The following is a 26,304-nucleotide window of genomic DNA, read 5'->3' as shown; positions in this document are numbered from 1 at the left end:
TTTATTCAGATTCATTAATACGCTCTTCTTTAACTAATTCGTACATACCTTTAGCATTCTCTTTAGAAGCATGCTCATTTAATCCTGTAACATTAACAGTCACAAGTTTCTGTCCGAAGCGAATAACTAATACATCTCCAACTTTAACATCTGTTCCTGCTTTTGCTACATTGCCATTAATTGTAATACGTCTTTGATCACTAATTTCTTTAGCCAATGTACGACGTTTAATTAATCTAGATACTTTTAAAAATTTATCTAATCTCATTAATGATTCTCTCCTTGCTCTAAATATTGTTTAAGAGCCACTTCATCAAAATCTTTATTTTTTGTTTTATCATACAATGACATGAAATGGTCTGCAAATACTTTCTCAAATTTCACACGTGGTTGTTTGCCTTCCTTGGATTTAGCCGTCGCCCAAATTGATTTTAAATCATCAATTGATTCTGCTGATGCATCACTAAATATATGAGGATGTCGACGAATCATTTTAGCATTTAAGCTGGCAATCACTTCTTTAACATCAAAATAGCCTTCTTTTTTACCAATGCTTGTATGCAGTAACACTTGTAACAGTATATCTCCAAGTTCTTCTACCATGTGCCAATCATCTTCATTATCGATAGCTTCAAATAACTCAAACGTTTCTTCTAGTAAATAACGTTTAAGCGTTTGATGTGTTTGAACTTTGTCCCAAGGGCAACCTTTTTCATCATCAACTAATAAATCAATCGTCTGCTCTGCAAAATCAAAGTCATTATAAAGTGCCTCTGATTCTATAACTTGAGGGACAAAAACACTAGTTAAGTTATTAAACGCATCTTCAAAATGATCAAGTTCATATAATGCACATTGCGTCACTTGTGCTTCACCAGTACGTGCACCTGTCACAATTGCTACCTCATGTTCATCTGGATATCTTTCCATTAAAGTTAGCTTAATATCTGCTGCTACCATTTCACTATAAACTTGCGTAATAAGTGTATTTGTACGCACATTTAGTTGCACTTCTTTTAAAGATGTAGCATCAAGTAGTGTGAAACCATCATTAGGATCAACATTCACAGCTTCAAATACGTCATCGATGAAACTTTTACCACCTAGTACTTTTACATCTATATCGTTATTTTGTGCATGATACTCCATTAATTTCATAGTAGTCGTTTCTGCCACACGTGGATGCCCTGGAACTGCATAAACAATGTCTGATTGTTGTGCTTTATCAATCAATTGTTTAACAATTTCGTCATACACTTTTTCAAATTGGTCATTATTTTCATAAATATCATCGAAACCTTCAAATTCTATTTCATTTTTAAGGTCCTCAATAACTGGATGTTCAAGTGTACGTGCATATATCTTAGGTTGTTTTTGTATAAAACGATATATACCTAATGGCAAATCTTCTATACCATAGTTTCCTAAACCAATAATAGTAATAGTTTGTGTCATTAACGTCTTCCTCTCTTAAAATGATATAGCTTATCTCCTAAAGGTAAAAATTTAAGTTCTCTATAACTTAGTACATTAAAAATACCGACATATATCATAAACACACCTACGCCAATCAATGCACTAATCATTAAAGATATTAATCCAATTACACGACCATTAGATGGTAATACAAACATTATTATTTGAACTACAACTGACATTATAAACAGCCCGACCACTAATTTAATAATAAATTTACCCATTTGACTAAAATGATAGGATTTTAAGACTGCCCAATGTAATATAGCGCAAAAAATAATTAATGATAATACTGTACTTATACTTGCACCTAATATTTGTAATTGATGAATAAAAATAACATTCAATATAATCTTCATTAATAATCCGCTTATAAACCCAATTAAAATAGACTTCGTATTATTAATTACTTGTAGTAAAGCTATATCCATCATGATTAATGATACACCAATTACTGTTAGCATATAAACACATAACGTGCTTGTTTGACTATCCGTCTTAAAAAACACTTGATTCATTAGCGGTAAAACATTAATTATACCTACACCTGCTGCCGAACTAATTAAGACAGTTATTTTTAATGAGGCGTTAGCATATCGGTTCATTTGTATAGATTGCTTCTTTTGAATTGCATCAGTTAATAATGGAATTAAGACAAAACTAAATGTCGTTGTAACAATTAATCCCATTTGTATAAATGAAGCACCTCTATCATATACACCTTTTTGTTTAATCGCTTCTATAAACGTTAATCCTGTTGTTTTAAGCGTATGAATAACAGTAAAACTGTCTGCTACTTGCCATAAAATAACAATCAACTGACTTAATGCAAAAATAAGTATAGCAATGAGTAAGTTTTTCCAGCGGATTTTTTCTTTATCATTATTCAAATTTAATTTAAATGGTCGTTTAGCTAATAAATACAATGTCGAACCTAAAAATCCTATAGATGACGCAATAATTGCTAATGTTCCAGCTTGATATATAGACCAATGTTGTTTCACAAATAACAATATAGCTATCATGATTAAACATACTCGAATTAATTGTTCTATAACCTGGGAAATGGCGGGTATATTCATTTCTTGTTTTGATTGAAAATATCCTCTTAGGACACCTAATACACCTACAAAAATAAAACTAAAGCTTGCCATTCTAATCATCGGTGTTAAATGTACATCACCCATTAATTTAGAAATCATGTTTGCACTACTAAAAATCACAATACAAATTACAAAACCTACACTTTGTATTACTAATAATACTTTTGAAAAGTATTGTTCATGTTGGTCTTTTCTTAAATTTTGTGTCACAGCACTTGGAATGGCATTCATAGACAAAATCATACCTAGCGCTACAATGGGGTATATTTGTTGATATGCATATAAACCTTCATCACCAAGTATATTTTGATAAGGTATTCTATAAATCGCACTTAAAATTTTAATAACAATTAATGCAATCGTTAGTATCACTACACCATTAAATGCGGGTTTATGCTTCATCTTGAATACTCATACTTTCTTCAATACATTTAACTAAGAATTTTAAGTTATCTAACCATTGCTTAGACTTAGTAAGTGTCACTTTCATTGTGCCATTCTCAACGCCAACTTTCATTGATCTACCAAGTGGTTGAGTATTTTTAAATAATGCTTCGCCATCTATATCAGTAGTAGATTTCTCTGATAATAAAATTTGAATTTGTTTACCTAAATCTTTAATTTTTGTAATACCTGCATGTAAAGCATGCGTTTTGATTTCTACAATATCTAATAAACGTTCAACTTCTACTGGATATTCATTAAAACGATCGATTAATTCATCTTTGATATCCATAAGTTGTTCTTCTGATTCCACTTTTCGTAGTTTCTTATAAATTTCAATTTTAGCTTGTTCATTTTGAATGTATTCTGCTGGTAAATAGGCGTCTAAGTTGAGTTCAACTTCTACTTCAGGTGTATCTGGTGTTTCTTCTTTAATACCTCGTTTTTCATTAACTGCTTCTTCAAGCATTTGAGAGTATAAATCAAAGCCGACAGAATCTATAAATCCATGTTGCTGCTTACCAAGTAAATTACCGGCACCACGAATATTTAAATCACGCATAGCAATCTTGAATCCTGAACCTAGTTCAGTAAATTCTTTAATAGCTTGTAATCTTTCTTCAGCTGTTTCAGTTAATACTTTGTTTGTAGGGTGAAGGAAGTAAGCATAACCAATTCTACTTGAACGTCCTACACGTCCACGCAATTGATATAATTGACTTAGACCAAATCGATCCGCTTCTTCAATAATTAATGTATTGGCATTCGGAACATCTACACCTGTTTCGATAATCGTAGTCGTTACCAAAATATCATATTCGTGATTAATAAAACTCAACATCGTTTCTTCTAAATCTCGTTCTGTCATTTGACCGTGTGCAACAGCGATATTTGCATCAGGCATCAACATTTGAAGTTGTTCTCTCTTTTCATATATTGATTGAACTTTGTTATATAAATAAAATACTTGTCCATCACGAGATAATTCTCTTTCTAACGCTTCTTTAATAAAATTCGTATTTTGTTCTAATACATACGTCTGTACTGGAAAACGATTTTCAGGTGGTGTTTCAATAACAGATAAGTCACGTACACCAAGCATACTCATATGCAATGTTCTAGGTATTGGCGTAGCTGTAAGTGTTAACACATCCACATTATTTTTCAATGTTTTAATTCTCTCTTTATGACGTACACCAAAGCGTTGTTCTTCATCGACAATAAGCAATCCTAAATCTTTATAGTGTATATCTTTTCCAAGTAATTTATGGGTACCGACAACAATATCTACGTAACCAGATTTCAGTCCTTCTTTTGTTTCTTTTACCTCTTTTGTAGAACGGAAACGACTAATTAATTGAATTTCTACAGGGAAATCTTGCATACGTTCTATTAATGTTTCATAGTGTTGTTGCGCTAATATAGTAGTTGGTACTAAAAATGCAACTTGTTTACCTTCCATAACTGCTTTAAATGCAGCTCGTACAGCAACTTCTGTCTTACCGTAACCTACATCGCCACATAATAAGCGATCCATTGGACGTTCTCTTTCCATGTCACCTTTAATTTCTTCAATAGATTTACTTTGATCGGGTGTCAGTTCATATGGGAAGTCCAATTCGAAAGTAGATTGTTCTGCAGTGTCTGGGCCAAATTGGTAACCTACAGACATTTCTCTTTGTTTATATAAATCGATTAATTCGTCTGCAATATCCTCAACACTTTGTTGAACTTTTGCTTTAGTTTTTTTCCACTCTGTGCCACCAAGTTTGTTTAAACGTGGCGATTTATCTTCAGAAGCAACATATTTTTGTACTTGATCCATTTGATCTACAGGAACGAATAATTGATCGGTGCCCTTGTACTGTAACTTAATATAGTCTCTATGTTGTTCTCCAACTTCTAGCGTTTCTACGCCTAAATATCGTCCTACACCGTGGTGGACATGGACGACATAGTCTCCTACATTTAAATCCTGATAGGACTTAATTTTTTCAGCATTAGACATTGTTTTCGTACGTTTACGTTGCTTTTTCTGTTTTGTTTTAAATAATTCTCTTTCAGTTATCACAACTAATTGCATATAAGGTAATTCAAAACCTTCTGATAAGCTACCTTCTAAGACAACAGCTTGACCACTTGTCGAAGCTTGATCAATATTTGTCACTACAGGAATATGCATTTCGTTCAACATAGATTGTATGCGTTCTACTTTTGTTTCTGTCTCAACAAGAACGATAACAGCATATTCATTTTGAATAAATCTTTGGAATTCAGAACGCATAATATCATATTGACCATAAAACTGTTGAACTGGCTTACATGAAAACTTAATAATATGTTCTAATTCAACAGGCATAGATGACGTAAATAAAGTAAAGTAAGCAACCGGATTATCTTGTAGAAGATTTTCAAAGCCATCATACTGCATAAAACTTTGACCAATAAAACCATTACCACTTTCGATTAAGTTGCTTATAAAATCATCAACTTCAGTAGTCAAAGTTTCTTCTGTTTCTTTAATACGATTATATTCGTCAACTGCAATGACTACATCCTTAGAAAAATAATCAATAATAGTAGATGGTTGTTCATACATAAATGCCACTAATCTTCTTAACAATTGATGGTCAAAAAATGTAGATTCAAAGAGTTTGAAACTTTCATATGTTTCTTTCAAATCATTTCGTACAGATTTTTCTATTTTAGGTCTTGTTTCTTCATACGCTTCTTTTAAATGAGTTTGTAAATGATTGATGACCTCATCTGTAATAATATAATCACTCGCTGTCGTGATTTCTATACTTTCTAAATTATCATTAGATCTCTGAGTTTCAACATCAAAATCTCTAATAGAATCAATTTCTGTATCAAATAGTTCTATTCGGACGGGCGCTCCAATTAGAGGATAAATATCAATGATTCCTCCTCTAAGAGAAAATTCCCCAATATGCGAAACCACACTTTCTCTTCGATATCCCATATTGACTAATTTATTTAAGAAATCATCAACTTCAATATCATCTCCAACATTCAATGTCATTTGATGATTGCGCCACATTTCTACCGGCGTTAACCATTTTTTCAATCCATTTAATGGGACGATAAATAACCCTTTCTTTCCATGAGCCAGTGCTGTTAGGGTTCTAACACGTTCACTCATGAGCTGAGGGCTTTGCGTAGAAAATTCTTCCGTCATGATATCTTGGACTGGATATTTATAAATTTCTTCATCACTGACGTATTGTAAAATATCTGCTTCGATTTTATCTGCTTGATATAAGTTATTAGTCACTAATAACATTTGTTTATGGTCTGATAAATATTTTTCAGCAATCAATGTAGCTTTAGCTGAAGGGGATAGGCCAGTAACTAAAATATTATCTTGGCCAAACACTTGGTCTAATTCCTGAAAACGCTTATCTTCTTTTATATAGTTAGAAATGACTTGTCTCAATTGATTTCACCATTATATTCATTCATGACATTATCAAATCTAGATGTTTCTATAAATGCTTCCACTGCATTTGCTGAATGTTCAATGACTTTCTCCATTGTCATCATTTCTTCTTTTGAAAAGCGTTGTAATACATAATCAGGAACAGACATACCATTCGTAGGTCGACCAACACCTATACGAATTCTTTTAAATTGATCAGTACCTAGCATTTTAATAATAGACTTCATACCATTGTGACCACCAGCGCTGCCTTTTTGACGCAAACGCACATGTCCTTGATCTAAATCTAAGTCATCATATAATACAATAAGATCTTCTACATCTACATTATAATAATCCATTAACGGGGCTACTGCCTCACCGGATAAATTCATCATTGTCATTGGTTCAATAAGTAAAACTTTGTCACCATTCATTCTTTCAATAGTGTATACACCTTTAAATTTTTGCTTATCTAATTTAAATCCATGACGCTCTAAAATATAGTCAATGACTTCGAAGCCAATATTGTGTCTTGTAAGTTCAAATCGTTTACCAATATTTCCAAGACCTACAATACATTTCATATGTCGTTACCTCCAAAATTAATGTTTATCATTTAGTGACTATTCTTCAAATGATATATTGTCTCCGATTAAAATAACCAATCGTAAGTTAATCTTTATATCATTTATCAATACCACAATTTTATAATCATTCCCTATAATAACACAAAAAGCACTATGCTTATTAGTATAAGCATAGTGCTCGTCAATAAAGTTAAGAATCTTTATAAGATATTATAATTGATAATAATCTTATTCTTCTTCTTTATTTTCTTCTTCTTCGTTGTCGTCATTTTCTTCGCCAACGCGTTCTGGTTCTTCAGTAGCTGCTTCGCCTTCCATAGCTTCTACTTCTTCTTCAGTAGGTTCATCTGTTGGAGGAACTACTGTTACGATAGATTCTTCAGGATCGTTTTCGATAGTGAAGTCACCAGAAACTTTAATGTCAGCTACAGAATAGCTATCGTTGATATTTAATTCAGTGATATCAACTTCGATTGATTCTGGGATATTATCTGGAGTAGCAGTTACTTGTAAGTCGAATAATGGTTGTTCAACTACGCCGCCTTCTTTAGCGCCTACTGCTTCACCAACTAATTGAACTGGTACTTCTACAGTACGTTCTTCAGTCATGTTAATAGCTAAGAAGTCGATATGAGTGATTTGGTTTTTCAATGGATCGTATTGGTAATCTGATACCATTACTTTGATTGATTTAGAACCAACACCTAATTCGATAACACCGTTACGTCCTACTTCACGGATAACTTTGATAAATTCAACTTCATCAACTTTAACTGAAGTATTTTTTGTTCCGTAACCATATACAACTGCAGGTACTTTACCAGCATTTCTAAGTTGTTTAAGGTCAGAACGAGTTTGTTTACCTTGACGGATGATTGACTTTAATGAAGTCATTCTATTTCCACCTTTCATCTTTCGCTCTTTTAATGAGCTCCTCACTTACCCATCAACATCAATCGTTGCTTGTAAGTGTTTATTTATTCGTATAATCACGAACGAATGTATTATACACGCTTAAAACATTTTCGTCAAACGCATTTAACAATTTTAGTCGAATAATACACTAACTGATTCTCTTTCATATACACGAATAATAGCTTTACTAATTAAACCTGCAACTGAAAGTTCTTTCGTATTTGTTGGTTTACGACTTTCTTCTAATTGAATTGAGTTCGTAACGATTAATTCTTTAATTGCTGAATTTTCGATACGTTCTTTAGCTGGACCTGATAATACAGGGTGTGTACAACATGCATATACTTCTTTAGCACCTTTATCTTTAAGTGATTGAGCTGCTAACGTAATTGTACCTGCTGTATCAATAATATCATCAATTATGATGGCTGTTCTTCCTTCAATATCGCCCACAATGTTCATTACTTCAGCCACATTTGGTTTTGGACGACGTTTATCAATAATAGCAATTGGAGTTTTTAAAATGTCTGCCAATTTACGTGCTCTCGTTACACCACCATGGTCAGGTGAAACAACAACACATTCTTCTGGATTAATAGCAGGATCATTTTGGAAATGTTGCGCTAAAATAGGTACACCCATTAAATGATCAATTGGAATATCAAAGAAACCTTGGATTTGTGGCGCATGTAAATCTAATGCAATCATGCGATTTGCTCCTGCAGTTTCGATTAAGTTTGCTACTAATTTAGCAGTAATAGGTTCACGACTACGTGCTTTTCTATCTTGACGAGCATAACCGTAATAAGGTACTACGATGTTAATATTTGCCGCCGATGCACGTTTACAAGCATCAATCATAATAAGTAATTCCATTAGATGTAGATTAACTGGGTATGAAGTAGGTTGGATAATAAAAACATCACAACCACGGATACTTTCTTCTATATTGATTTGAATTTCTCCATCACTGAAACGTTTTACAGAACATTTTCCTAATTCAATACCTACATGGTCTGCTACTTCCTGTGCTAAAGGTTCATTACCTTTAAGTGAAAAAATCTTTAGCGATGAATTCTTATATTCATTATTTAACATTTATAGTCCTCCAATTATTTACTTACACATCTACTATTATATAGAAAAATAAACTTGATTACTATGACAAAAGTCTAAATCCTATGTTTACATATTCATTTCAATTATTTCTTATCGTTGTTTAAATAGCCCTCTTTATTTACTTGTCTTGCTCTCGCTAATGCTAAACTTTCATTTGGAATATCATCAGTTATCGTTGAACCAGCAGCTATTAACGAATGATCACCTACTGTTACTGGAGCAACTAAATTGGTGTTACAACCGATAAAGGCATCTTTTCCAATAATCGTTTTAAATTTATTCACGCCATCGTAATTAACGGTAATAGAACCACAACCGATATTCGTACGTTCGCCTATTTCGGCATCGCCAATATAACTTAGATGTGACACTTTAGAACCATCTTTAAGTTCAGCTTTTTTCACTTCTACAAAGTTACCTACTTTAACTTCTGCACCTAATTGAGAACCTGGTCTTAATTGTGCAAATGGGCCTACATTCGTATATTTGCCTACTTGAGACTCATTGATGACTGATTGTTTAATATTTGCATAAGAATCAATGACACTGTCATTAATTTCTGAATATTGACCAATCTTAACTTCTTCACCAATTACAGTTTTACCATTAATTCTGACACCGGGTTCAATTATTGTATCCATACCTATTTTTACATCAGGTCCAATAAACGTACTTGCTGGATCAATAATTGTAACTCCATTTCTCATATGAAATAGATTTAAGCGCTTTTGTAATGCTTTCTCAGCTTGACTTAGCATGACTCTATCATTTACGCCAATAATTTCTTCAAAGTCATCTGTATGATATGTACTTGCTTTACCATTATCTTTAATAATTAAAGAAATGACGTCAGGTAGATAATATTCTTGTTGCACATTATCATTCTTAACTTGATCTAATTTTTCAAATAAGGTTTTATTATCAAATGCAAAGATACCTGAACTAATTTCAGTAATTGCTTTTTCTTCGTTGTTAGCGTCTTTTTCCTCTACGATTCGCAATAATTGCCCTTCGTTATCTTTAATTACTCTTCCATAACCTTTTGGGTCATTAGCTGTAGCTGTTAAAACAGTAGCTTTGGATTGGGATGATTCATGTTGTTCGATTAAAGATTTTAGTGTTTCAGCTGTGATAAGTGGTGTATCTCCACACACAACCAATGTTGTACCCTCGTTATTTCTTAAATGTTCTTCTGCCATTTTCACTGCATGTGCTGTACCAAGTTGTTGATCTTGATAGCTATACAATGATTGATTACCTAATGTTTCTTTCACACTTTCAGCACCGTGTCCAACGATTGTTATAAGCTGGTTCACGCCTGATTGTTGAACATTATTAACTACATGTTCAATCATTGATTTGCCAGCAATTTCATGTAGCACTTTATATTTTTTTGATTTCATTCTTGTGCCCTTGCCTGCTGCCAATATTATCGCATGTCTTTGCATGAATGCTAACCCTCCATAAAATATACACTTCTCTACTATTATAATTTAACCGCTATCACTCTTTCAACATATAACCTATTTAGATGAAATACTTATTATGTGCTATTCACTTACAAAACCATGAATAATTTACTTAATGTTAGTTGTTATGGTGTTGATTTTAATGCTTAAATTTTTAAGTAAGTTCAAATGATTAAAACATTTAATGAAGAGGGACAAAATATACTTGAAAGTAAATGTTATATTTTAAAAGTAGTCCTAAAAACAAAAACAGAGTCAACATAGTATAATATGTTGACTCTGTAAAATATGTTTATATTTAAGCTTCGTCAGATTCATCTGATGTTGCATTTTTATCAGGAATGACTTCATCAGTTTCATCATATACTTTCATCACTGCATCTTGAATTTCTTGTCTCATTTCTGAGTTAATTGGATGCGCGATGTCGCGGAATTCACCATCTGGTGTACGTTTACTTGGCATTGCGACAAAAAGACCTGAGTTTCCTTCAATCACACGTAAGTCATGGATTACAAACGCCTCGTCTAATGTGATAGAAACAAGCGCCTTCATTCTACCATCTGTATCTATTTTTCTAAGTCTAACATCTGTCACTTTCATGTAGTGAGCCCCCCTAGTATATCTTTGTTTTATTAGAAGCTTGACAATTGCTCAAAAGAAAATTATATCCTTTATTTAACTTTACTAATTAATTCTATTTCTACTTTAACATCTTTAGGTAGTCTAGCTACTTCTACACAGCTACGTGCTGGTTGATGTTTATCGAAATAACTTCCATATACCTCATTTATATATTGGAAATTATTCATATCAGAAATAAAAATAGTTGTTTTAACAACATTATCTAAATCTGAACCTGCTTCTTTAAGTACCACAGATAAATTTTCTAAAACTTGTTTAGTTTGTTCTTTTACATCATCACTGACAATTTCTCCCTCTAAATTAAGTGGGATTTGACCTGATGTATAAACAAGTCCATTTACTACTGTAGCATGTGAATAAGGTCCTAATGCTTCTGGTGCTTTATTTGTGTTAATTATTTCCATGATGTAATTCGCTCCTTTAAGAAAATTTAGACAAGCTATTGCCTGGTTCTACTTTAAATTCCTGATTATATTCGTCAACATCTGATAGTCTTACCAAGGAAGTATAATCTTCTATTAACCTTTGTTTTACTTCTTTCGATTCTACGAGTACTGATACCCCTTTTACGTGTGCTTTAAACTCATTCATTAAATTCATAACACCGTTGATTGAGCCACCTGCTCTCATAAAATCATCGACGACAAGTACATTAGAATTTTCAGCTAATGTACGCTTAGATAATACCATTGTTTCTATTTTTCTAGACGATCCTGAAACATAATTGATAGAAACTGTAGAACCTTCTGTTACTTTATTATCTTTTCTAATAACTACTACAGGTAAATTTAATACGTTTGCTACTGCATTAGCAAGCGATATACCTTTCGTAGCAATCGTGACTACAGCATCTAGTTGTTCGTTCATATAAATACTCGCTATCAATTTACCTACCTTATTTAATAATGTAGGGTTTCCGACTAAGTCTGATAAGAATAAATAACCGCCTGGCAACAATCTATCTTTCTCATCTAGTAATGAAATAACTTCATTTACAACTTCAGTCGCTTCTTCCTTACTCATCATCGGTTTATATGTTACGCCTCCACTTGCTCCTGCTGTAGTCGTAACTGTTCCCAATGCTTCTTTTTGAAATGTACTTTTAATAATTTGTACATCCTCACTAATTGAAGATTTTGCCTGTTCAAACTTATCTACGAAAAATGTTAAAGGAATCAATTTATTCGGGTGGTTCATCAAATATTGTGTCATAAACACAATTCGTTCACTTCTTTTATACCTCATCATTTCAACCCTTCTATCCTAATAATCTAACTAAATATACTTCGTTACAACATCCGTTTACAGCATTATAAATATTTTTGGCTTGGCTTTCTTTTTGTGCTAAACCATAAACTGTTGGTCCACTACCACTCATCAAAGCTCCGTCTGCACCACATTGCAACATATTTTCTTTTATCTTTTTAATTTCTGGGTGCATCTCCATCGAAATAGGTTCTAATCTATTAGATAAACTGGCACATAACTTGTCATAGTCCGAAAATTTTAACGCTTCTATACAATCTTGAGTATATACTTCATGACTATAATTTAAATCCAACGCTTTAAATACATCTGGTGAAGAAATGCCAATATTCGGCTTTGCTAATACAACCCAGGCAGAAGGTGGTTTGTTTAAAAATGACACCTTTTCACCTCGACCAGTACAATAAGCAGTCTTGTTATATATACAAAATGAAACATCAGTTCCAATTTTGTTACCTAATGTACACAGCTCATCCAAAGATATATTTAAATTATATAAACGATTCATACCTCTCATAGTGGCAGCTGCATCTGCTGAACCACCTGCTAAGCCAGCTGATACCGGAATATCTTTATCAATCGTAATTGTCACGCCTTGTTTCAAATCATATGTTCTTGTCATTAATTCAGCAGCTTTATATGCTAAATTCTTATGATCATCGGTTACAAAATTATGTTCGATTTCAACCACAATTTTGTTATCTTTTCTCTTTTGAAAAGAAAGTCGATCATTTAAATCAACTGTAGTCATAATCATCTCAATCTCGTGATAGCCATCTTCTCTTTTAAAAAGTGTATCGAGCGTAAAATTTATTTTGGCAGGTGCCGTTTCATATATCATTTTTCCGCCCTCTCTTCGTAATCTTAATAAGATGATTTTAACATAAAGGACTAAAAGATTTGATAGTTAATGTTCATTTTTTTCATAAATAATTATATCAATCATTCTTAGAATATATTAAAAATGAATTAAATCAATGATTATCAATAATTCATCTTCACTTATTTAAAATTTAAGAAAGTATTTTAAGATTTAAAACAAAAAAAGAGTATTGAACATCTCGCTCAATACTCACCTTAATATGATATAAAACTTAAAATGATAGTGTAGTCATAACTACAACTATATTATTATGTCTATTTAGTGTGCAATTGCTTCTTGATGATTATCTTCTTCAAATGAAACTTGTACGTTCTCTGTTAATACATCAGTGTATGTATAAGATACTCTTTCGAAGTTATGCTTATCTTGGTCTAGTTCAACAACAAATACTGATGGGTATGTCTCTTTTAACACACCAGAACGTTCGATTGTTTTCTTACGACCACCATTGGCTTTAAGTACAATACGATTCCCTAAATGACAATCAATAGAATTTTTGATGTCCAAAATTGATTTTGGCATATTGCTCCACCTCGCTACAAGTGTTATATTACCATGTTTGTAGCGTTTTTGTCAAATAAAACTAAAATTTTATCAAGGTACGAAAGCTTTGTCAACAATTTAATTTACTAATTCTGGAAAATTATCCATTTCTTTATATAACATAGCAAAATCTTGAATTGACAATGTTTCTCCGCGTCGTCTAGGATCGATACCAGCTTTTTCTAACCAATTTAATATACTTTCTTTATGCTGTTTACCATCTTTAAAGAAATTTTGATAATTATTATTAATCGTTTTACGACGTTGTGCAAATGCGGCCTTTGCTAGCTTGAAGAATGCTTCTTCATCATCAACATCAACCAATGGTGTTTCTCTTTGCATTAACTTAACCACAATAGAGTCTACATTGGGTGGTGGCATAAATACTGTTTTAGGAACTGTAAGTACTTTACTTGTTTCTGTATAGTATTGCGTCACAATAGATAACGAACCGTATGCTTTAGTACCTACTTCAGCATTCAAACGTTCGCCGACTTCTTTTTGCATCATCACAACATATCCATCGATAGGTATGTCTTGTTGCATTAAATTAAGTAATATAGGTGTCGTTATATAATATGGTAAATTAGCAACGACCATAATTTTATCACAATCGTTTAAGTGTTCACTAACCGCCGATGCAATATCCGCTTTCAAAATATCTTCGTTAATAATCGTCACATTATCATATGGCGCTAACGTCTCTTTGAGTACAGGTATAAGTCGATGATCAATTTCAAATGACATGACTTTCTTAGCATGTTTCGCTAATTGTTCTGTCAGAGAACCCATTCCAGGTCCAACCTCTATGATGCCTGTACTTTTATCAATATTACTAGCATCAATAATTTTGTTAATTATATTTACATCGATAAGAAAGTTTTGACCTAAACTTTTCTTAAAATCAAATCCATATTGATTTAATAATGCTCTTGTTCGCGATGGCGTTGCTATATCTTTATGATCCATATCATCATTCACTTCCCTTATCTTCATTTAATGCTTGTCTTACATCATCTTCATTATACCCAAAGGCATTTAATTTTTTTAATAATTGTTTACCATTCGAATGTCCAATATGTAATTTTCGGCCTAAGATTTCACGTCTTCTTCGTGCATCCTTACCTATAATTAGTCCTAATTCTATGAGCACACTTTTATCAATAGATTCTTCAGCTTCTTCAAATGGAGAACTTACGTACATGAGTGCCTCTCTTATATCCTCAACTTGAGCATGTTCAACACCTATTTTGCCTCTTTTATTTTTAGCCTTTTCTCTATCAATATAAGCATGTTTTACTCCAGGGACACGGTCCTTAATTGTGTTTCTAATTTTATCCCCAGGAAAATCTGGATCAGTTAGTATAATCACACCGCGTGTTTCTTGCGCTTGTTTAATAACAGCGATGACCTCTTCATCTACTGCGCTACCATTTGTTTCAATTGTATCGCATTCAACTGCAGATTTTACACGTTGTGTGTCGTCCCTGCCTTCTACTACTATAAATTCATTTATTTTCATATTTTAATTCCTTCTTCAAAAGTAATTAACTGTAAGCTCTTTATATTTTAACAAAATATGATTAATCACACTGCCTTCAGTCTTAATTTAATAAAAACTGAGAAAGATATCCAATGAAATGATACCTTTCTCAGTTTAACAATTATGCTTTATTTAACTTAAATAATCTTTCAGCATTTTCAGTTGTTTGCTTACAAACTTCTTCATAAGTCATATCGCGTAATTCTGCAATTTGTTGCGCTACTAATGTCACGCGTTGTGGTTCATTACGTTTACCTCTGTATGGATGAGGAGATAAATATGGTGCATCCGTTTCAACTAATAGTCGATCCATAGGCACGTGTTGAGCTACTTCTTTAGGTTGTTTTGCATTCTTAAATGTCACTGGACCACCTAATGAAACGTAGAAATTTAATTTATTGATAACAACATCAGCAATTTCTGGTGATGCACTAAAACTATGCATAATACCGCCAACTTCTTCAGCGTGTTCTTCCATTAAAATATCCACACAATCTTGTGTCGCTTCACGATTATGAATAATAATTGGTAATTTCACACGTTTAGCTAAAGCAATTTGCTTTCTAAATACTTCTTTTTGAACATCGGCAGGTGATTTATCCCAATGATAATCTAGACCCATTTCTCCAATACCAATTATTTTCGGATGTTTTGCTAAGTTTTCAATCCACTCTAATCTTTCTTCTGTACAATCAATTGCGTCTACAGGATGCCAACCGATAATACCATAGATGAATTCATATTGGTCTATTAACTCCATCGTACGTTCAATTGTAGGTGTATCAAACCCTACAACGAACATGCGATCAACACCATCTTCTCTAGCACGAGTAATGACATCTTTTAAATCTTCATCATATTGTTCATCATTTAAATGAACGTGTGTATCAATTAACATGATTATCCCCCTATTTAATAGAATATCTTACTTAACGATTGCACCATTTGGAATAGCATTAGGTAAGCTAATAAGTGTTAAGACACCATCTTTTTCAGCTGATAAAATCATACCTTCTGATTTTTGTCCCATTAATTTCGCTGGTTTTAAATTAGTAACTACTGCTACTTTTTTACCAATGATATCTTCTGGACGATAAAATTTAGCAATACCTGACACTATTTGTCTTTGTTCATTATCTAAATCTATTTGAATTTTTAATAGTTTATCTGATTTTTTAACATTTTCTGCATCAACAATTGTTGCAGCTTTAATTTCTACTTTATCAAAATCTTTAATATCAATAATATCTTTACTTGGAACTGATTCTTGTTCTGTTGATTTTGGTGGTTGCATTGATTCTTTAATATATGCGATTTCCGCTTCAGTATCTAGTCTTGGGAAAATTGGTGTTGGTTTAGCTGTAACAGTAATAGGTTCAGTTAATGCACCGTATGTTTCTAAACTAGAGAATTCAGTTAGTTCTGGATTATTGATATTTAATTGTTTAAATATTTCTTTTGGTGCATGTGTAATGAATGGACGTAATAATACTGATGCAAAACGAATATTTTCAACTAAGTGTGCCATTACATTACCAAGCATGTCTTTTTGACTTTCATCTTTAGCTAAAACCCAAGGCGTTGTTTCATCAATATATTTATTAGTACGACTAATAAATTTCCAAACTGTTGATAAAGCAACTGAGAATTGTAAACTATCCATATTTTCATGGAATTCTTTAACTGTTTCCAATGCCATTGCTTCCATATCTTCATCTAATTCATGTTTAGGGCCTTGATATGCAGGTAGTTCTCCTTGGAAATATTTATTAATCATAGAAATAGTACGATTAACTAAGTTACCTAAGTCATTAGCTAAATCATAATTTGTTCTTTCAACAAATGCTTCTGGCGTGAATACGCCATCTGAACCAAATGGTAATTCTCTCATTAAATAATAACGAGTAGCATCTAGACCATAGCGATCAATCAGTACGTTAGGATCAACGACATTCCCTTTAGATTTACTCATTTTACCGTCTTTCATTAGAATCCAACCATGAGCAAATACCTTTTTAGGTAATGGTAAGTCTAAAGCCATTAGTAAAATAGGCCATATAATTGAATGGAATCTTACAATTTCTTTAGCCATTAAGTGTATATCAGCTGGCCAATATTTATTAAATAATGTTTCATCATCTGATAAATAACCTAGGGATGAAATATAGTTTACAAGTGCATCAATCCATACATAAACCACATGTTTTGGATTTGAAGGCACACTTACGCCCCAATTAAATGATGTACGTGATACCGCTAAGTCTTCCAACCCTGGTTTAATAAAGTTATTAATCATTTCATTCTTTCTTGAAGGTGGTTGAATAAAGTCTGGATTTTGATCATAAAATTCTAGTAATCGATCAGTATATTTCTTAATATTGAAGAAATAACTTTCTTCTTTAACTAATTCTACTTCATGACCTGAATCCGGGCTTTTACCGCCAACAATTTTACCGTTTTCATATACTGGTTCAACAAGTTGTGATTCTGTATAATATGTTTCATCTGGTACAGAATACCAACCTTCATATTCACCAAGATAAATATCGCCTTGTTTTAATAAACGCTCAAATACTTTTTCAACGACTTGTTTGTGGCGTTCTTCAGTAGTTCGAATAAAATCATCATTAGAAATTTCTAATTTATCCCATAAGTTTTTAATTCCGGCAATCATTTCATCTAAATATTCTAATTCTGTTTTGCCGGCTTTTTGTGCTTTTTCTTGAATTTTTTGACCATGCTCGTCAGTACCTGTTAAATATCGAACATCGTAACCTTGCATTCTTTTATATCTAGCAATTACGTCACCTGCTACAGTAGAATATGCGTGACCTATATGCAAGTTGCCACTTGGATAATAAATTGGTGTTGTTATATAAAATGTATCTTTAGCCATCAATGGTCCTCCTCGTTTCTTACAAATTAAATGATATCTAAATTTATTTTGCTTTTCAATTGTGTACCGTTAGTACGTTTATTTACTCATTTCAAATATTTGTTACTAAACAATTGGTTAATATTATCTTTACTACAATACCATAATTTAAAGCATTATTGTGTTGAAACTCTCTATTATTTAATCGTTTATAATATGTGCTATCTATTTTTTAATATTGAGCTACTTTTAATCAATATGATGATAAATATTATAAATTTCGCTTGTTTTACTTTGTCGATCTTCTGCAACCATTTTAATAGCTGCTTTGGTTTTAACACTTTTTTCTTTTATATAATAATTCACATGTTCCTCGACAGACATATCTTCAAACCATAATGTTGAGATTTCAGCTTCAGCGCCCTCAATTAAGATTACAAATTCTCCCTTTAATGGAATATCATTGTTTTGCACCTTAGTCAATAAAGTTTCCACATCTGCTGTAACAATTTCCTCAAATTTTTTAGTTAACTCTCGTCCTAGTGAAACTTGGCGATGGTTATCAACTTTAGCAATGGATTTTAATGTATCTGTCACTCTGTGTGGAGATTCATATATAATAAGTGTACTATTTTGATACATACGTTCTGAAAGAATATTAACTTTATCTTTGTCTTTTCTAGGTAAAAAGCCTAAAAATGTATATGTAAAAGATGGTAATCCACTTGCCATTAATGCCGTTAAACCAGCATTCGGTCCTGGTATGGTTTCTACTTTAATATTCTGTTTTCGTGCTTCAACTACTAATTCATACCCAGGATCACTGATTAGCGGTAACCCTGCATCAGACACTAAAGCTATATTCAAACCTGATAATAATTGTTCTATCATATATTCAGTTTGTTGATCTTTATTATGTTCATGATAAGATTTCAAAGGTGTCTTAATCTCATAATGATTACATAGTTTACGTGTAACTCTTGTATCTTCACATGCAATTAAATCTACTTGATGGAGTGTATCTATTGCACGATAAGTAATGTCAGCTAAATTACCTATTGGCGTTCCGACTAAATATAATGTAGACATATTATCCCTCTTTAATCATTCTTAATTTCTTTTGTCTAGTGAAGGTCTTAATTTCATATTCACGTTTTAATGCTTCTGATTTGGTCGAATATGTTTCTTGATAAACTAACTCTACCGGACGTCTTATTTTTGTATATTTGGCACCTTTACCTTCATTATGTTTCGCTACACGTGCTTTTATATCTTTAGCATACCCTGTATATAGACTTCCATCTTTACATTTTACAATATAAACAAAATGTTTATCCATAATATATACCCTTCATTTCTTCTGAATACATCCCATCCTTTTGATAAATATAAAATGGGGGTGTAATATCCAAACCTTGATTTCCTGATTTTCTTCCTTCAACTAAAATGGTTTGAGCGTCTCTATCCAATTTACTATAAACTAATGTTAGACGTTTAGGTTCAATATTTGCGCGTCGCATTTCAGTTAGAACATCCATCATTCTTTCAGCTCTATGAACCATATATAATCTGCCACCTTGTTTCAATAAATGTCTAGCTGCCATTAAGCAATCTTCTAATTTACATAAGATTTCATGTCTAGCAATTTTATGAGCTTCCTTTTGATGTTGATGTAATTGATTTTCTTTAAAATATGGTGGATTACATGTAACAACAGAATATTGAGATGGTTTAAAATGTTGGAATACACTTTTGACATCCATTTGATGCATATAAAGTCGATCGTCTAGTTGATTATATTTAAAACTTCGTTGAGCCATATCTACAAGTTGTGGTTGAATTTCAATGCCTTCAATAGGTTGATTACCTTTATATGATAGAAGTAATGGTATTACGCCATTTCCTGAACATATATCTATGACTTTATCTTTTTTCCTAATTTCTGCAAAATCGCCTAGTAACAATGCATCAGTTGAAAAGGAAAATACATCATCATTTTGAATTATTTTTAAGTTTTCTTTGATTAGTGAATCTAACCTCTCATTATCCTTTAGCATTTATCTTTCTCCTAAAAAAGGGACGCTGTTATATCGTAGTAATTCATTGTCTACTCATAACACATCCCTATCGTCTTTCTAATATCAAAAATGTTTAATCACTTAATACATTTAAACATAATAAGCAATCTTCACCATGTCTATGTTTACCAAATAACTCACCTTTGCAAATATGAAATCCTTCTTTATATAACATTGCTAAGTTATCTTTACTAGGTAGTGGTTTTTTTACATTTTTAGTTTGGTGTGAGTTAACAGTTTCTGAATTTGAACTTTCACTCTTATCCATTAATTGTTTTAAATTATCATTTTCTACTTGAAGCGCTACATTTTCTTCAACAAGTGCTACAGCTAAATCTTTTAAATCAGACATATCCTCATTAAGTTGATTCATATTTGTTTCTAAGCGCATCAATTTTTCAAATAACTCATTCCGATTCAAAGGTGGTTAAACCTCCTTAATTAAATGCTTCAATTTCTTCCATTTTATATTCTAACGGTTGCTCCATGCCTTCTACTTTAACTTGCATGGATATATCTAAAATATTCAATCCAACAACTTGGCCATTACCGTCTGGCGTTTCAATTGAATCACCTACATCTGGTAATTGGGCACGTGCTTCTTCATAATAGTCATTCTCATATTTTAAACAGCACATTAAACGTCCACATGCACCAGATATTTTGGCGGGATTTAACGATAAGTTTTGATCTTTAGCCATTTTTATGGATACTGGTTCAAAATCTCCTAAAAATGTAGAACAACAAAGAGAACGACCACACGGACCTATGCCACCTAATAATTTAGCTTCGTCGCGTACTCCAATTTGTCTTAATTCGATTCTCGTTTTTAAATTTTGTGCTAATACTTTAACTAACTTTCTAAAATCAATACGATCATCTGCAGTGAAATTGAATATAACTTTTGATTTATCTAACGTGTATTCACAGTTTACTAATCTCATATCCAATCCCTGTTGACTTACTACATCTTTACATAATGCTAATGCCTCTTCGGCATCATCTGCATTACTATAGTATGTGTCTATATCTTGTTGTGAAGCTACTCTCATAACTTCTTTCAATGGAAGAGTTACATCACCTTCATCAACTGATCGTGTCGGCATTTTAACCAATCCGATTTCTATACCACGTTTAGATTCTACTACTACCCAATCATCTTTTTTAATCTGTAAATCCTTAGGCGCATAATATTCTAATTTCCCAGCCTTTTGAAACTGTACTCCTATTACATCTGGCATCTATCTCACACCTTTAATCACTATTTGTTCAAATACAAGTGTTGGGTTTACATTTTGATTTAACTTTTTATGTGCTTCTGTTAATTGATCGTACATCAATATAAGTTGGTTATATGTTAAATGTTTTGCATATTTTTCTATCTCAACACTTAGGTCGCTAAATATATATTCACTATTCATTTCTACTTTTGCATGCATAATATCCTCAAAAAATCCATTCACTGAAGCTAATGTTAATAACTGTAATTTACGGTTTTTAGCCTGTTTCAATAAATCAATAATACCAATCAAGGCCATTGAACGATTTGATAATAATAATTCACACCATCTAACGATACTCTTTCTTAAACTCACAAGATCATATTCTTCATTTAAATTGAATGCAGTTTCTGCTTGAGTCGTGAAAGTACTTAACATTTCAGCAACTGGACGTGATATTGACTGCTCAACTAAATAATCAATGAATTGTCCTTTATCAATAGGTTTAAAATAAACATGTTGGCATCTTGAATGTATAGTATCTAAAATCTGTTCCGGCTTTGTAGATAATAATATTGCAATCGTATTTTGAGGTGGTTCCTCCAAGAATTTTAATATACTATTTTCACCTTGAACAGTTAATTTTTCAAAATCTTCAACAATATAAACTTTATACTCACCTTCTATAGGTAGTTGATTCATATGATGAACAAGTTGTTCGATGGCTTCCTTTTTTATAGTACTTTCTTCACTAGAGACATACAAAAAATCAGGATGGTTGAATGTACTAACTTTAACCTTGCACTGTTCATTATCATTACATAAAATCATCTTAGCAAAGTTCATAGCAACATTTTGCATAGATTGTGCATCATCGCCTTCGAATAGATAAGCATGCGATAATTTATTCGAATCATATGCATTGGTTAATTGCTGTTGTTCATCCATTTAGATATCTCTCCTATATCTTCTTATATAAAAAGACTGCTAAAAAAGCAGTCTCAAATTGTTAAATACTTTTTGTTGAAACTAATAAATAAAATTAAAACACAACATTATCTACATATGCTTAATTCGGGGATGATATAAAAAGTAAATAGTCATACCCCTATTTTATTAGTTCGATTTAAAATTGATGGAATGCTTCAATAGGCATTACAAATACCGTAGCACCGCCAACTTCAACTTCTACTGGATATGGTATGTAAGAATCTGCACTACCACCCATTGGTGTAATTGGTGATACTAGTTGTTCTCTATTACCACATGTATTATTAATCACTGATAATAAGTCGTCTACACGGTCATCATTGACCCCACATAAAAACGTCGTATTTCCAGCTTTTAAAAATCCACCTGTTGTTGCTAATTTAGTTGCTCTAAAATCATGTTTGACAAGTTGGTCTGAAAGTTCTTGGCTGTCTTGGTCTTGGACAATTGCTATAATCATCTTCATTTTTATAACACCTCTTTCAATTATTATATCACAATTATTTTAAATATTTGATGATAGATTTGTATGTAGCTGCAACAACTTCATCGAGAGGTTGATCAGCGTCTATTTGAACAAAACGTTGTGGTTCATTTTCTATTATTTGATGATAGCCCTCAATCACTTTTTCATGAAAATCAATATCTTCTTGATCCAAACGATTTTGACTTCTACTGTTTTTTAAAATTCTTTCCCGACCTACTTCGGCAGAAACATCTAAATATATTGTTAAATCTGGATATAATCCATTAATTGCGAATTCATTTAAAGACTTTACCTCTTCAATACCAATACCTCTAGCATATCCTTGATAAGCTAATGAACTATCGATATATCTATCACACAAAACAATCTGTTTATTTTTTAATGCTGGAATCACTTTTTCTACTAGATGTTCACGTCTTGATGCTGCAAAAAGCATTGCTTCAGTACGAATATCCATGTGGTTGCCTTCTAGCACGACTTTTCTTATCTCTTCACCCGTTGGTACGCCACCTGGTTCACGAGTTGAAATAACATCGTAAGTTTGAGCCAACTTTTTTGCTACTTCTTTTATAACTGTAGTTTTACCTGAACCTTCTGGCCCTTCAAATGTTATAAATGCTGACATTTTTATTCATCCTTAATTAAAATTTGATTATCTTTTATACCTTCAACTTTCATATTTGATTGTTGATATTGATTCATCAATTTTATCATATTTTCAGTGATTTTTTCTCCTTTAAACAAAATCGGAACACCTGGTGGATATGGTATTATGTGACGTGCTAAACGGTATTCTAATGAATCATTAATATCTATCCATTTAACATCATTATAAAATATAGGAACAAACTCTCCGCATTCAGTCATAAGTTCAGGATAAAATTGGCTCACTTGCTTAATATCGGGTAATAACATACTGTTTATTTTTTCTAATAATATATTAAATGGATATTCGTCTCCTTGATGCCATAGTGGTAATACAAATAAAACTTGGTAATCATCGGCTAATTCTACGTAAATATGTTCCTTTTCAAACCAGTTTTGTATGTCATATCCAGAATAACCAGGATATGTAATCAACATTTTCAATGGATCATCAACATTATTTACAATAAACCCTTTATTTTCTAGTGTATTCAGTAATAATTCTCTCTTTTCAAAAAAGATATCACTTTGATATTCTTCATAAAATGTATGTGCCATTTCTAAACTTGCCATAACAAGATATGAAGGACTAGAAGTTTGAAAATATGATAAATATTGCTTGATTTCTTCTTTATGTGGCGCATCTTTATGTATATAAAGTATTGATCCCATCGTTAGTGCTGGTAATGTTTTATGATATGACTGGACTACATAATCCGCTCCATAATTTAACGAAGAAGTTGGAAAACCTTTCAAATCGAAATGAGCGCCATGTGCTTCATCAATTAATACTGGAATATGTTTTGAATGTAGAAGCTCAATGTCAGATTGGATATCATAAGTTTCACCATAGTAATTAGGATATGTCATAATAGCTAATTTCTGATTATTTAAGTCTAAATCTTGTAACTGTGGAGACAAGTAATGATGTGATGTCGAACTTACTTTCATTTTTGTAAATTTAGCTTTTTGATGGGCTAACTCTAATCCATGAAAAACAGATTTATGTACGTTTCTAGGTATTAAATATTCACCACTTTGATGCGCTAATGCTTGTATTACAGACAAAATACCAGACGTCGTACCATTAATTAATAGATAAGCGTTATAATCTTGATGTTTATTGAATTGCGCCATGCTATCTAAAATAATTTCTTCTGGATGATGTAAATCATCTAATCCACTTATTTCAGTCATATCCATTTTAAAATCTAAGTTTTTTAATAGACCAATTGTCATATTTTTATGTCCAGGAACATGCATTGAAATACTTTGGTGTGATATTAAATTTTTTAATTGATTGGAAATAGGTTGATTCAAATCATCACTCTTTTCACTATAATTAATTTATACGATTATCTTATATGAGATAAATCATCATCTTGTTGGTTGACCCAATTTCTTTTTAACAATCCCATGACATAACAATCTCTATATTCGCCCCTTGTATAAAAGTGCTCTTTTAATTCACCTTCAATTTCAAAGTTGTTACTTTTATATATGTGCACTGCTTTTTCATTTTTAACATCTACATAGAGATATACCTTGTGCATATTAAGTACTAAAAATGCATAATCTATTGCCATCTTAAACGCTTTTTTAGCGTACCCTCTATTCGCAAATTGAGGATCTACTATAATTAACACCTCGCATGTTCTATGTATAAAATTAATTTCCAATAACTCAACAACACCGATAGATTGTTGGTTTTCTTCAATTACAAAACGTCTTTCAGATTCATCTAAAATATGCTTTTGGTAAAGTGATTCTAGTTCACTTAATGATTGATAGGGTTCCTCAAACCAATAAGACATAATTGAATACTCGTTATTCAAGTTATGTAAATACTGTAAATCTGTTTTTTCTAAAGCTCGTATAATCATCTCTATAGCACTCCTTTAGTACGATATTATTGAATTTTATGTTAAATGTAAATCATTTCATAATAAAAAAGGAAGTTAAGCAACGTTTTATTGCTCGACTTCCTTTGGCATTATACTCTATTAAGTTTATGATTCACTAGTTGACAATTTAAAGCACTTTTTTTTAGGCATAAAAAAAGAGACCTTACGGTCTCAATGCGGCTCATCGCATCCTATTATTTGCCTGGCAACGTCCTACTCTAGCGGAACGTTAGTCCGACTACCATCGGCGCTAAGGAGCTTAACTTCTGTGTTCGGCATGGGAACAGGTGTGACCTCCTTGCCATTGTCACCAGACAAATGGTTGTGAGTGTTCTTTCGAACACTAGCGATTATTTCTTATGAATTCAAGCTTTAAAACTCTAATTCACTCGGTTTTGCTTGGTAAAATCTATATTTTACTTACTTATCTAGTTTTCAATGTACAATAATGAAATGGTGGGCCTAAGTGGACTCGAACCACCGACCTCACGCTTATCAGGCGTGCGCTCTAACCAGCTGAGCTATAGGCCCATCACGTTGAATGATGTATAAACATTCAAAACTGAATACAATATGTCAATGTTATTCCTTCATCTTCTACGAAGATGTTCCGAATATATCCTTAGAAAGGAGGTGATCCAGCCGCACCTTCCGATACGGCTACCTTGTTAC

General features: G+C 32.2%; 27 protein-coding genes, 1 tRNA gene and 1 rRNA gene. All 29 read right to left on the bottom strand.

From position 1 onward, the window contains the following. Position 1 precedes the first annotated feature (1 nt). Positions 2-268, bottom strand: coding sequence for an RNA-binding S4 domain-containing protein (locus tag GVY01_RS00145; RefSeq protein WP_017638134.1), 267 nt, complete (start codon positions 266-268; stop codon positions 2-4). Further along, complete coding sequence (locus tag GVY01_RS00140; RefSeq protein ID WP_029056250.1) at positions 268-1,455, bottom strand: MazG nucleotide pyrophosphohydrolase domain-containing protein; 1,188 nt, start codon at positions 1,453-1,455, stop codon at positions 268-270. The genes GVY01_RS00145 and GVY01_RS00140 overlap by 1 nt, the downstream gene beginning before the upstream one ends. After that, positions 1,455-2,981 (bottom strand): polysaccharide biosynthesis protein, encoded by a 1,527-nt coding sequence (locus tag GVY01_RS00135; protein WP_017638136.1) that lies wholly within the window; start codon positions 2,979-2,981, stop codon positions 1,455-1,457. Before GVY01_RS00135 ends, GVY01_RS00140 begins: the two co-directional genes overlap by 1 nt. Continuing rightward, positions 2,971-6,480, bottom strand: coding sequence for a transcription-repair coupling factor (gene mfd, locus GVY01_RS00130; protein WP_017638137.1), 3,510 nt, complete (start codon positions 6,478-6,480; stop codon positions 2,971-2,973). The genes GVY01_RS00135 and mfd overlap by 11 nt, the downstream gene beginning before the upstream one ends. Then, entirely contained in the window at positions 6,477-7,049 is a 573-nt protein-coding gene (gene pth, locus GVY01_RS00125) for an aminoacyl-tRNA hydrolase (protein ID WP_017638138.1), read from the bottom strand. The genes mfd and pth overlap by 4 nt, the downstream gene beginning before the upstream one ends. 231 nt (positions 7,050-7,280) lie before the next feature. Next, positions 7,281-7,946: a 50S ribosomal protein L25/general stress protein Ctc gene (locus GVY01_RS00120; protein WP_017638139.1), complete on the bottom strand. Its 666-nt coding sequence runs from the start codon at positions 7,944-7,946 to the stop codon at positions 7,281-7,283. Between the two features lie 153 nt (positions 7,947-8,099). Further along, positions 8,100-9,065 carry a ribose-phosphate diphosphokinase gene (locus GVY01_RS00115; protein ID WP_017638140.1) on the bottom strand — a complete coding sequence of 322 codons (966 nt, stop codon included), beginning with the start codon at positions 9,063-9,065 and terminating at the stop codon, positions 8,100-8,102. Between the two features lie 104 nt (positions 9,066-9,169). After that, positions 9,170-10,534 (bottom strand): bifunctional UDP-N-acetylglucosamine diphosphorylase/glucosamine-1-phosphate N-acetyltransferase GlmU, encoded by a 1,365-nt coding sequence (gene glmU / locus GVY01_RS00110; protein ID WP_017638141.1) that lies wholly within the window; start codon positions 10,532-10,534, stop codon positions 9,170-9,172. A 319-nt stretch (positions 10,535-10,853) separates the two neighbouring features. Then, positions 10,854-11,156 (bottom strand): septation regulator SpoVG, encoded by a 303-nt coding sequence (gene spoVG / locus GVY01_RS00105; protein ID WP_029056247.1) that lies wholly within the window; start codon positions 11,154-11,156, stop codon positions 10,854-10,856. A 71-nt stretch (positions 11,157-11,227) separates the two neighbouring features. Further along, positions 11,228-11,602, bottom strand: coding sequence for a RidA family protein (locus GVY01_RS00100; RefSeq protein ID WP_017638143.1), 375 nt, complete (start codon positions 11,600-11,602; stop codon positions 11,228-11,230). Between the two features lie 16 nt (positions 11,603-11,618). Beyond that, positions 11,619-12,443: a pur operon repressor gene (gene purR / locus GVY01_RS00095; protein ID WP_026083525.1), complete on the bottom strand. Its 825-nt coding sequence runs from the start codon at positions 12,441-12,443 to the stop codon at positions 11,619-11,621. A 13-nt stretch (positions 12,444-12,456) separates the two neighbouring features. Beyond that, positions 12,457-13,305, bottom strand: coding sequence for a 4-(cytidine 5'-diphospho)-2-C-methyl-D-erythritol kinase (gene ispE / locus GVY01_RS00090; protein WP_017638145.1), 849 nt, complete (start codon positions 13,303-13,305; stop codon positions 12,457-12,459). Between the two features lie 300 nt (positions 13,306-13,605). Continuing rightward, complete coding sequence (gene veg, locus GVY01_RS00085) at positions 13,606-13,869, bottom strand: biofilm formation stimulator Veg (RefSeq protein ID WP_002451728.1); 264 nt, start codon at positions 13,867-13,869, stop codon at positions 13,606-13,608. Positions 13,870-13,968: 99 nt separating this feature from the next. Then, positions 13,969-14,859, bottom strand: coding sequence for a 16S rRNA (adenine(1518)-N(6)/adenine(1519)-N(6))-dimethyltransferase RsmA (gene rsmA / locus GVY01_RS00080; protein ID WP_017638146.1), 891 nt, complete (start codon positions 14,857-14,859; stop codon positions 13,969-13,971). A gap of 4 nt (positions 14,860-14,863) precedes the next feature. Continuing rightward, a complete protein-coding gene (gene rnmV / locus GVY01_RS00075) occupies positions 14,864-15,412 on the bottom strand; it encodes a ribonuclease M5 (protein ID WP_017638147.1) in 549 nt (182 codons plus the stop codon). 142 nt (positions 15,413-15,554) lie between these two features. Next, positions 15,555-16,331, bottom strand: coding sequence for a TatD family hydrolase (locus GVY01_RS00070; protein WP_017638148.1), 777 nt, complete (start codon positions 16,329-16,331; stop codon positions 15,555-15,557). A 27-nt stretch (positions 16,332-16,358) separates the two neighbouring features. Continuing rightward, positions 16,359-18,329, bottom strand: coding sequence for a methionine--tRNA ligase (gene metG, locus GVY01_RS00065; RefSeq protein WP_017638149.1), 1,971 nt, complete (start codon positions 18,327-18,329; stop codon positions 16,359-16,361). Positions 18,330-18,557: 228 nt separating this feature from the next. Next, positions 18,558-19,397, bottom strand: a complete 840-nt coding sequence (gene rsmI, locus GVY01_RS00060) for a 16S rRNA (cytidine(1402)-2'-O)-methyltransferase (RefSeq protein ID WP_017638150.1) — start codon at positions 19,395-19,397, stop codon at positions 18,558-18,560. Position 19,398: 1 nt separating this feature from the next. Continuing rightward, positions 19,399-19,647, bottom strand: a complete 249-nt coding sequence (locus GVY01_RS00055; RefSeq protein WP_017638151.1) for a GIY-YIG nuclease family protein — start codon at positions 19,645-19,647, stop codon at positions 19,399-19,401. Further along, positions 19,640-20,365 (bottom strand): tRNA1(Val) (adenine(37)-N6)-methyltransferase, encoded by a 726-nt coding sequence (locus GVY01_RS00050; RefSeq protein WP_017638152.1) that lies wholly within the window; start codon positions 20,363-20,365, stop codon positions 19,640-19,642. Before GVY01_RS00050 ends, GVY01_RS00055 begins: the two co-directional genes overlap by 8 nt. Before the next feature lie 94 nt (positions 20,366-20,459). Further along, positions 20,460-20,807, bottom strand: a complete 348-nt coding sequence (gene yabA / locus GVY01_RS00045) for a DNA replication initiation control protein YabA (RefSeq protein ID WP_017638153.1) — start codon at positions 20,805-20,807, stop codon at positions 20,460-20,462. Positions 20,808-20,823: 16 nt separating this feature from the next. Further along, positions 20,824-21,627: a PSP1 domain-containing protein gene (locus GVY01_RS00040; protein WP_017638154.1), complete on the bottom strand. Its 804-nt coding sequence runs from the start codon at positions 21,625-21,627 to the stop codon at positions 20,824-20,826. Then, positions 21,628-22,554 carry a DNA polymerase III subunit gene (locus tag GVY01_RS00035; protein ID WP_017638155.1) on the bottom strand — a complete coding sequence of 309 codons (927 nt, stop codon included), beginning with the start codon at positions 22,552-22,554 and terminating at the stop codon, positions 21,628-21,630. 178 nt (positions 22,555-22,732) lie between these two features. Next, a complete protein-coding gene (locus GVY01_RS00030) occupies positions 22,733-23,062 on the bottom strand; it encodes a cyclic-di-AMP receptor (RefSeq protein ID WP_017638156.1) in 330 nt (109 codons plus the stop codon). 34 nt (positions 23,063-23,096) lie between these two features. Then, complete coding sequence (gene tmk, locus GVY01_RS00025; protein ID WP_017638157.1) at positions 23,097-23,708, bottom strand: dTMP kinase; 612 nt, start codon at positions 23,706-23,708, stop codon at positions 23,097-23,099. Between the two features lie 2 nt (positions 23,709-23,710). After that, positions 23,711-25,048, bottom strand: a complete 1,338-nt coding sequence (locus tag GVY01_RS00020) for an aminotransferase class V-fold PLP-dependent enzyme (RefSeq protein WP_108017037.1) — start codon at positions 25,046-25,048, stop codon at positions 23,711-23,713. A 35-nt stretch (positions 25,049-25,083) separates the two neighbouring features. Continuing rightward, positions 25,084-25,611, bottom strand: a complete 528-nt coding sequence (locus tag GVY01_RS00015; protein ID WP_017638159.1) for a GNAT family N-acetyltransferase — start codon at positions 25,609-25,611, stop codon at positions 25,084-25,086. A gap of 221 nt (positions 25,612-25,832) precedes the next feature. Continuing rightward, positions 25,833-25,947: ribosomal RNA gene (rrf, locus tag GVY01_RS00010) — 5S ribosomal RNA — on the bottom strand. A gap of 139 nt (positions 25,948-26,086) precedes the next feature. After that, positions 26,087-26,163: transfer RNA gene (locus GVY01_RS00005), tRNA-Ile, on the bottom strand. Positions 26,164-26,304: the final 141 nt, after the last annotated feature.

Source organism: Staphylococcus sp. 8AQ (assembly GCF_902506595.1).
GTDB lineage: Bacteria > Bacillota > Bacilli > Staphylococcales > Staphylococcaceae > Staphylococcus > Staphylococcus pasteuri.
This window is presented reverse-complemented; position numbering and strand designations above follow the sequence as displayed.

What these genes read in the sequence shown, in the direction of transcription:
- GVY01_RS00055 (WP_017638151.1), bottom strand. Translation starts at nt 19,647, where the DNA reads ATGGATAAACATTTTGTTTATATTGTAAAATGTAAAGATGGAAGTCTA.
- GVY01_RS00140 (WP_029056250.1), bottom strand. Translation starts at nt 1,455, where the DNA reads ATGACACAAACTATTACTATTATTGGTTTAGGAAACTATGGTATAGAA.
- GVY01_RS00015 (WP_017638159.1), bottom strand. Translation starts at nt 25,611, where the DNA reads ATGATTATACGAGCTTTAGAAAAAACAGATTTACAGTATTTACATAAC.
- rnmV (WP_017638147.1), bottom strand. Translation starts at nt 15,412, where the DNA reads ATGAAAATAAATGAATTTATAGTAGTAGAAGGCAGGGACGACACACAA.
- GVY01_RS00030 (WP_017638156.1), bottom strand. Translation starts at nt 23,062, where the DNA reads ATGAAGATGATTATAGCAATTGTCCAAGACCAAGACAGCCAAGAACTT.
- GVY01_RS00040 (WP_017638154.1), bottom strand. Translation starts at nt 21,627, where the DNA reads ATGCCAGATGTAATAGGAGTACAGTTTCAAAAGGCTGGGAAATTAGAA.
- pth (WP_017638138.1), bottom strand. Translation starts at nt 7,049, where the DNA reads ATGAAATGTATTGTAGGTCTTGGAAATATTGGTAAACGATTTGAACTT.
- GVY01_RS00120 (WP_017638139.1), bottom strand. Translation starts at nt 7,946, where the DNA reads ATGACTTCATTAAAGTCAATCATCCGTCAAGGTAAACAAACTCGTTCT.
- GVY01_RS00100 (WP_017638143.1), bottom strand. Translation starts at nt 11,602, where the DNA reads ATGGAAATAATTAACACAAATAAAGCACCAGAAGCATTAGGACCTTAT.
- GVY01_RS00135 (WP_017638136.1), bottom strand. Translation starts at nt 2,981, where the DNA reads ATGAAGCATAAACCCGCATTTAATGGTGTAGTGATACTAACGATTGCA.
- spoVG (WP_029056247.1), bottom strand. Translation starts at nt 11,156, where the DNA reads ATGAAAGTGACAGATGTTAGACTTAGAAAAATAGATACAGATGGTAGA.
- rsmI (WP_017638150.1), bottom strand. Translation starts at nt 19,397, where the DNA reads ATGTCTACATTATATTTAGTCGGAACGCCAATAGGTAATTTAGCTGAC.
- GVY01_RS00050 (WP_017638152.1), bottom strand. Translation starts at nt 20,365, where the DNA reads ATGCTAAAGGATAATGAGAGGTTAGATTCACTAATCAAAGAAAACTTA.
- glmU (WP_017638141.1), bottom strand. Translation starts at nt 10,534, where the DNA reads ATGCAAAGACATGCGATAATATTGGCAGCAGGCAAGGGCACAAGAATG.
- GVY01_RS00145 (WP_017638134.1), bottom strand. Translation starts at nt 268, where the DNA reads ATGAGATTAGATAAATTTTTAAAAGTATCTAGATTAATTAAACGTCGT.
- GVY01_RS00070 (WP_017638148.1), bottom strand. Translation starts at nt 16,331, where the DNA reads ATGTTAATTGATACACACGTTCATTTAAATGATGAACAATATGATGAA.
- tmk (WP_017638157.1), bottom strand. Translation starts at nt 23,708, where the DNA reads ATGTCAGCATTTATAACATTTGAAGGGCCAGAAGGTTCAGGTAAAACT.
- GVY01_RS00115 (WP_017638140.1), bottom strand. Translation starts at nt 9,065, where the DNA reads ATGTTAAATAATGAATATAAGAATTCATCGCTAAAGATTTTTTCACTT.
- GVY01_RS00035 (WP_017638155.1), bottom strand. Translation starts at nt 22,554, where the DNA reads ATGGATGAACAACAGCAATTAACCAATGCATATGATTCGAATAAATTA.
- rsmA (WP_017638146.1), bottom strand. Translation starts at nt 14,859, where the DNA reads ATGGATCATAAAGATATAGCAACGCCATCGCGAACAAGAGCATTATTA.
- veg (WP_002451728.1), bottom strand. Translation starts at nt 13,869, where the DNA reads ATGCCAAAATCAATTTTGGACATCAAAAATTCTATTGATTGTCATTTA.
- purR (WP_026083525.1), bottom strand. Translation starts at nt 12,443, where the DNA reads ATGAGGTATAAAAGAAGTGAACGAATTGTGTTTATGACACAATATTTG.
- ispE (WP_017638145.1), bottom strand. Translation starts at nt 13,305, where the DNA reads ATGATATATGAAACGGCACCTGCCAAAATAAATTTTACGCTCGATACA.
- metG (WP_017638149.1), bottom strand. Translation starts at nt 18,329, where the DNA reads ATGGCTAAAGATACATTTTATATAACAACACCAATTTATTATCCAAGT.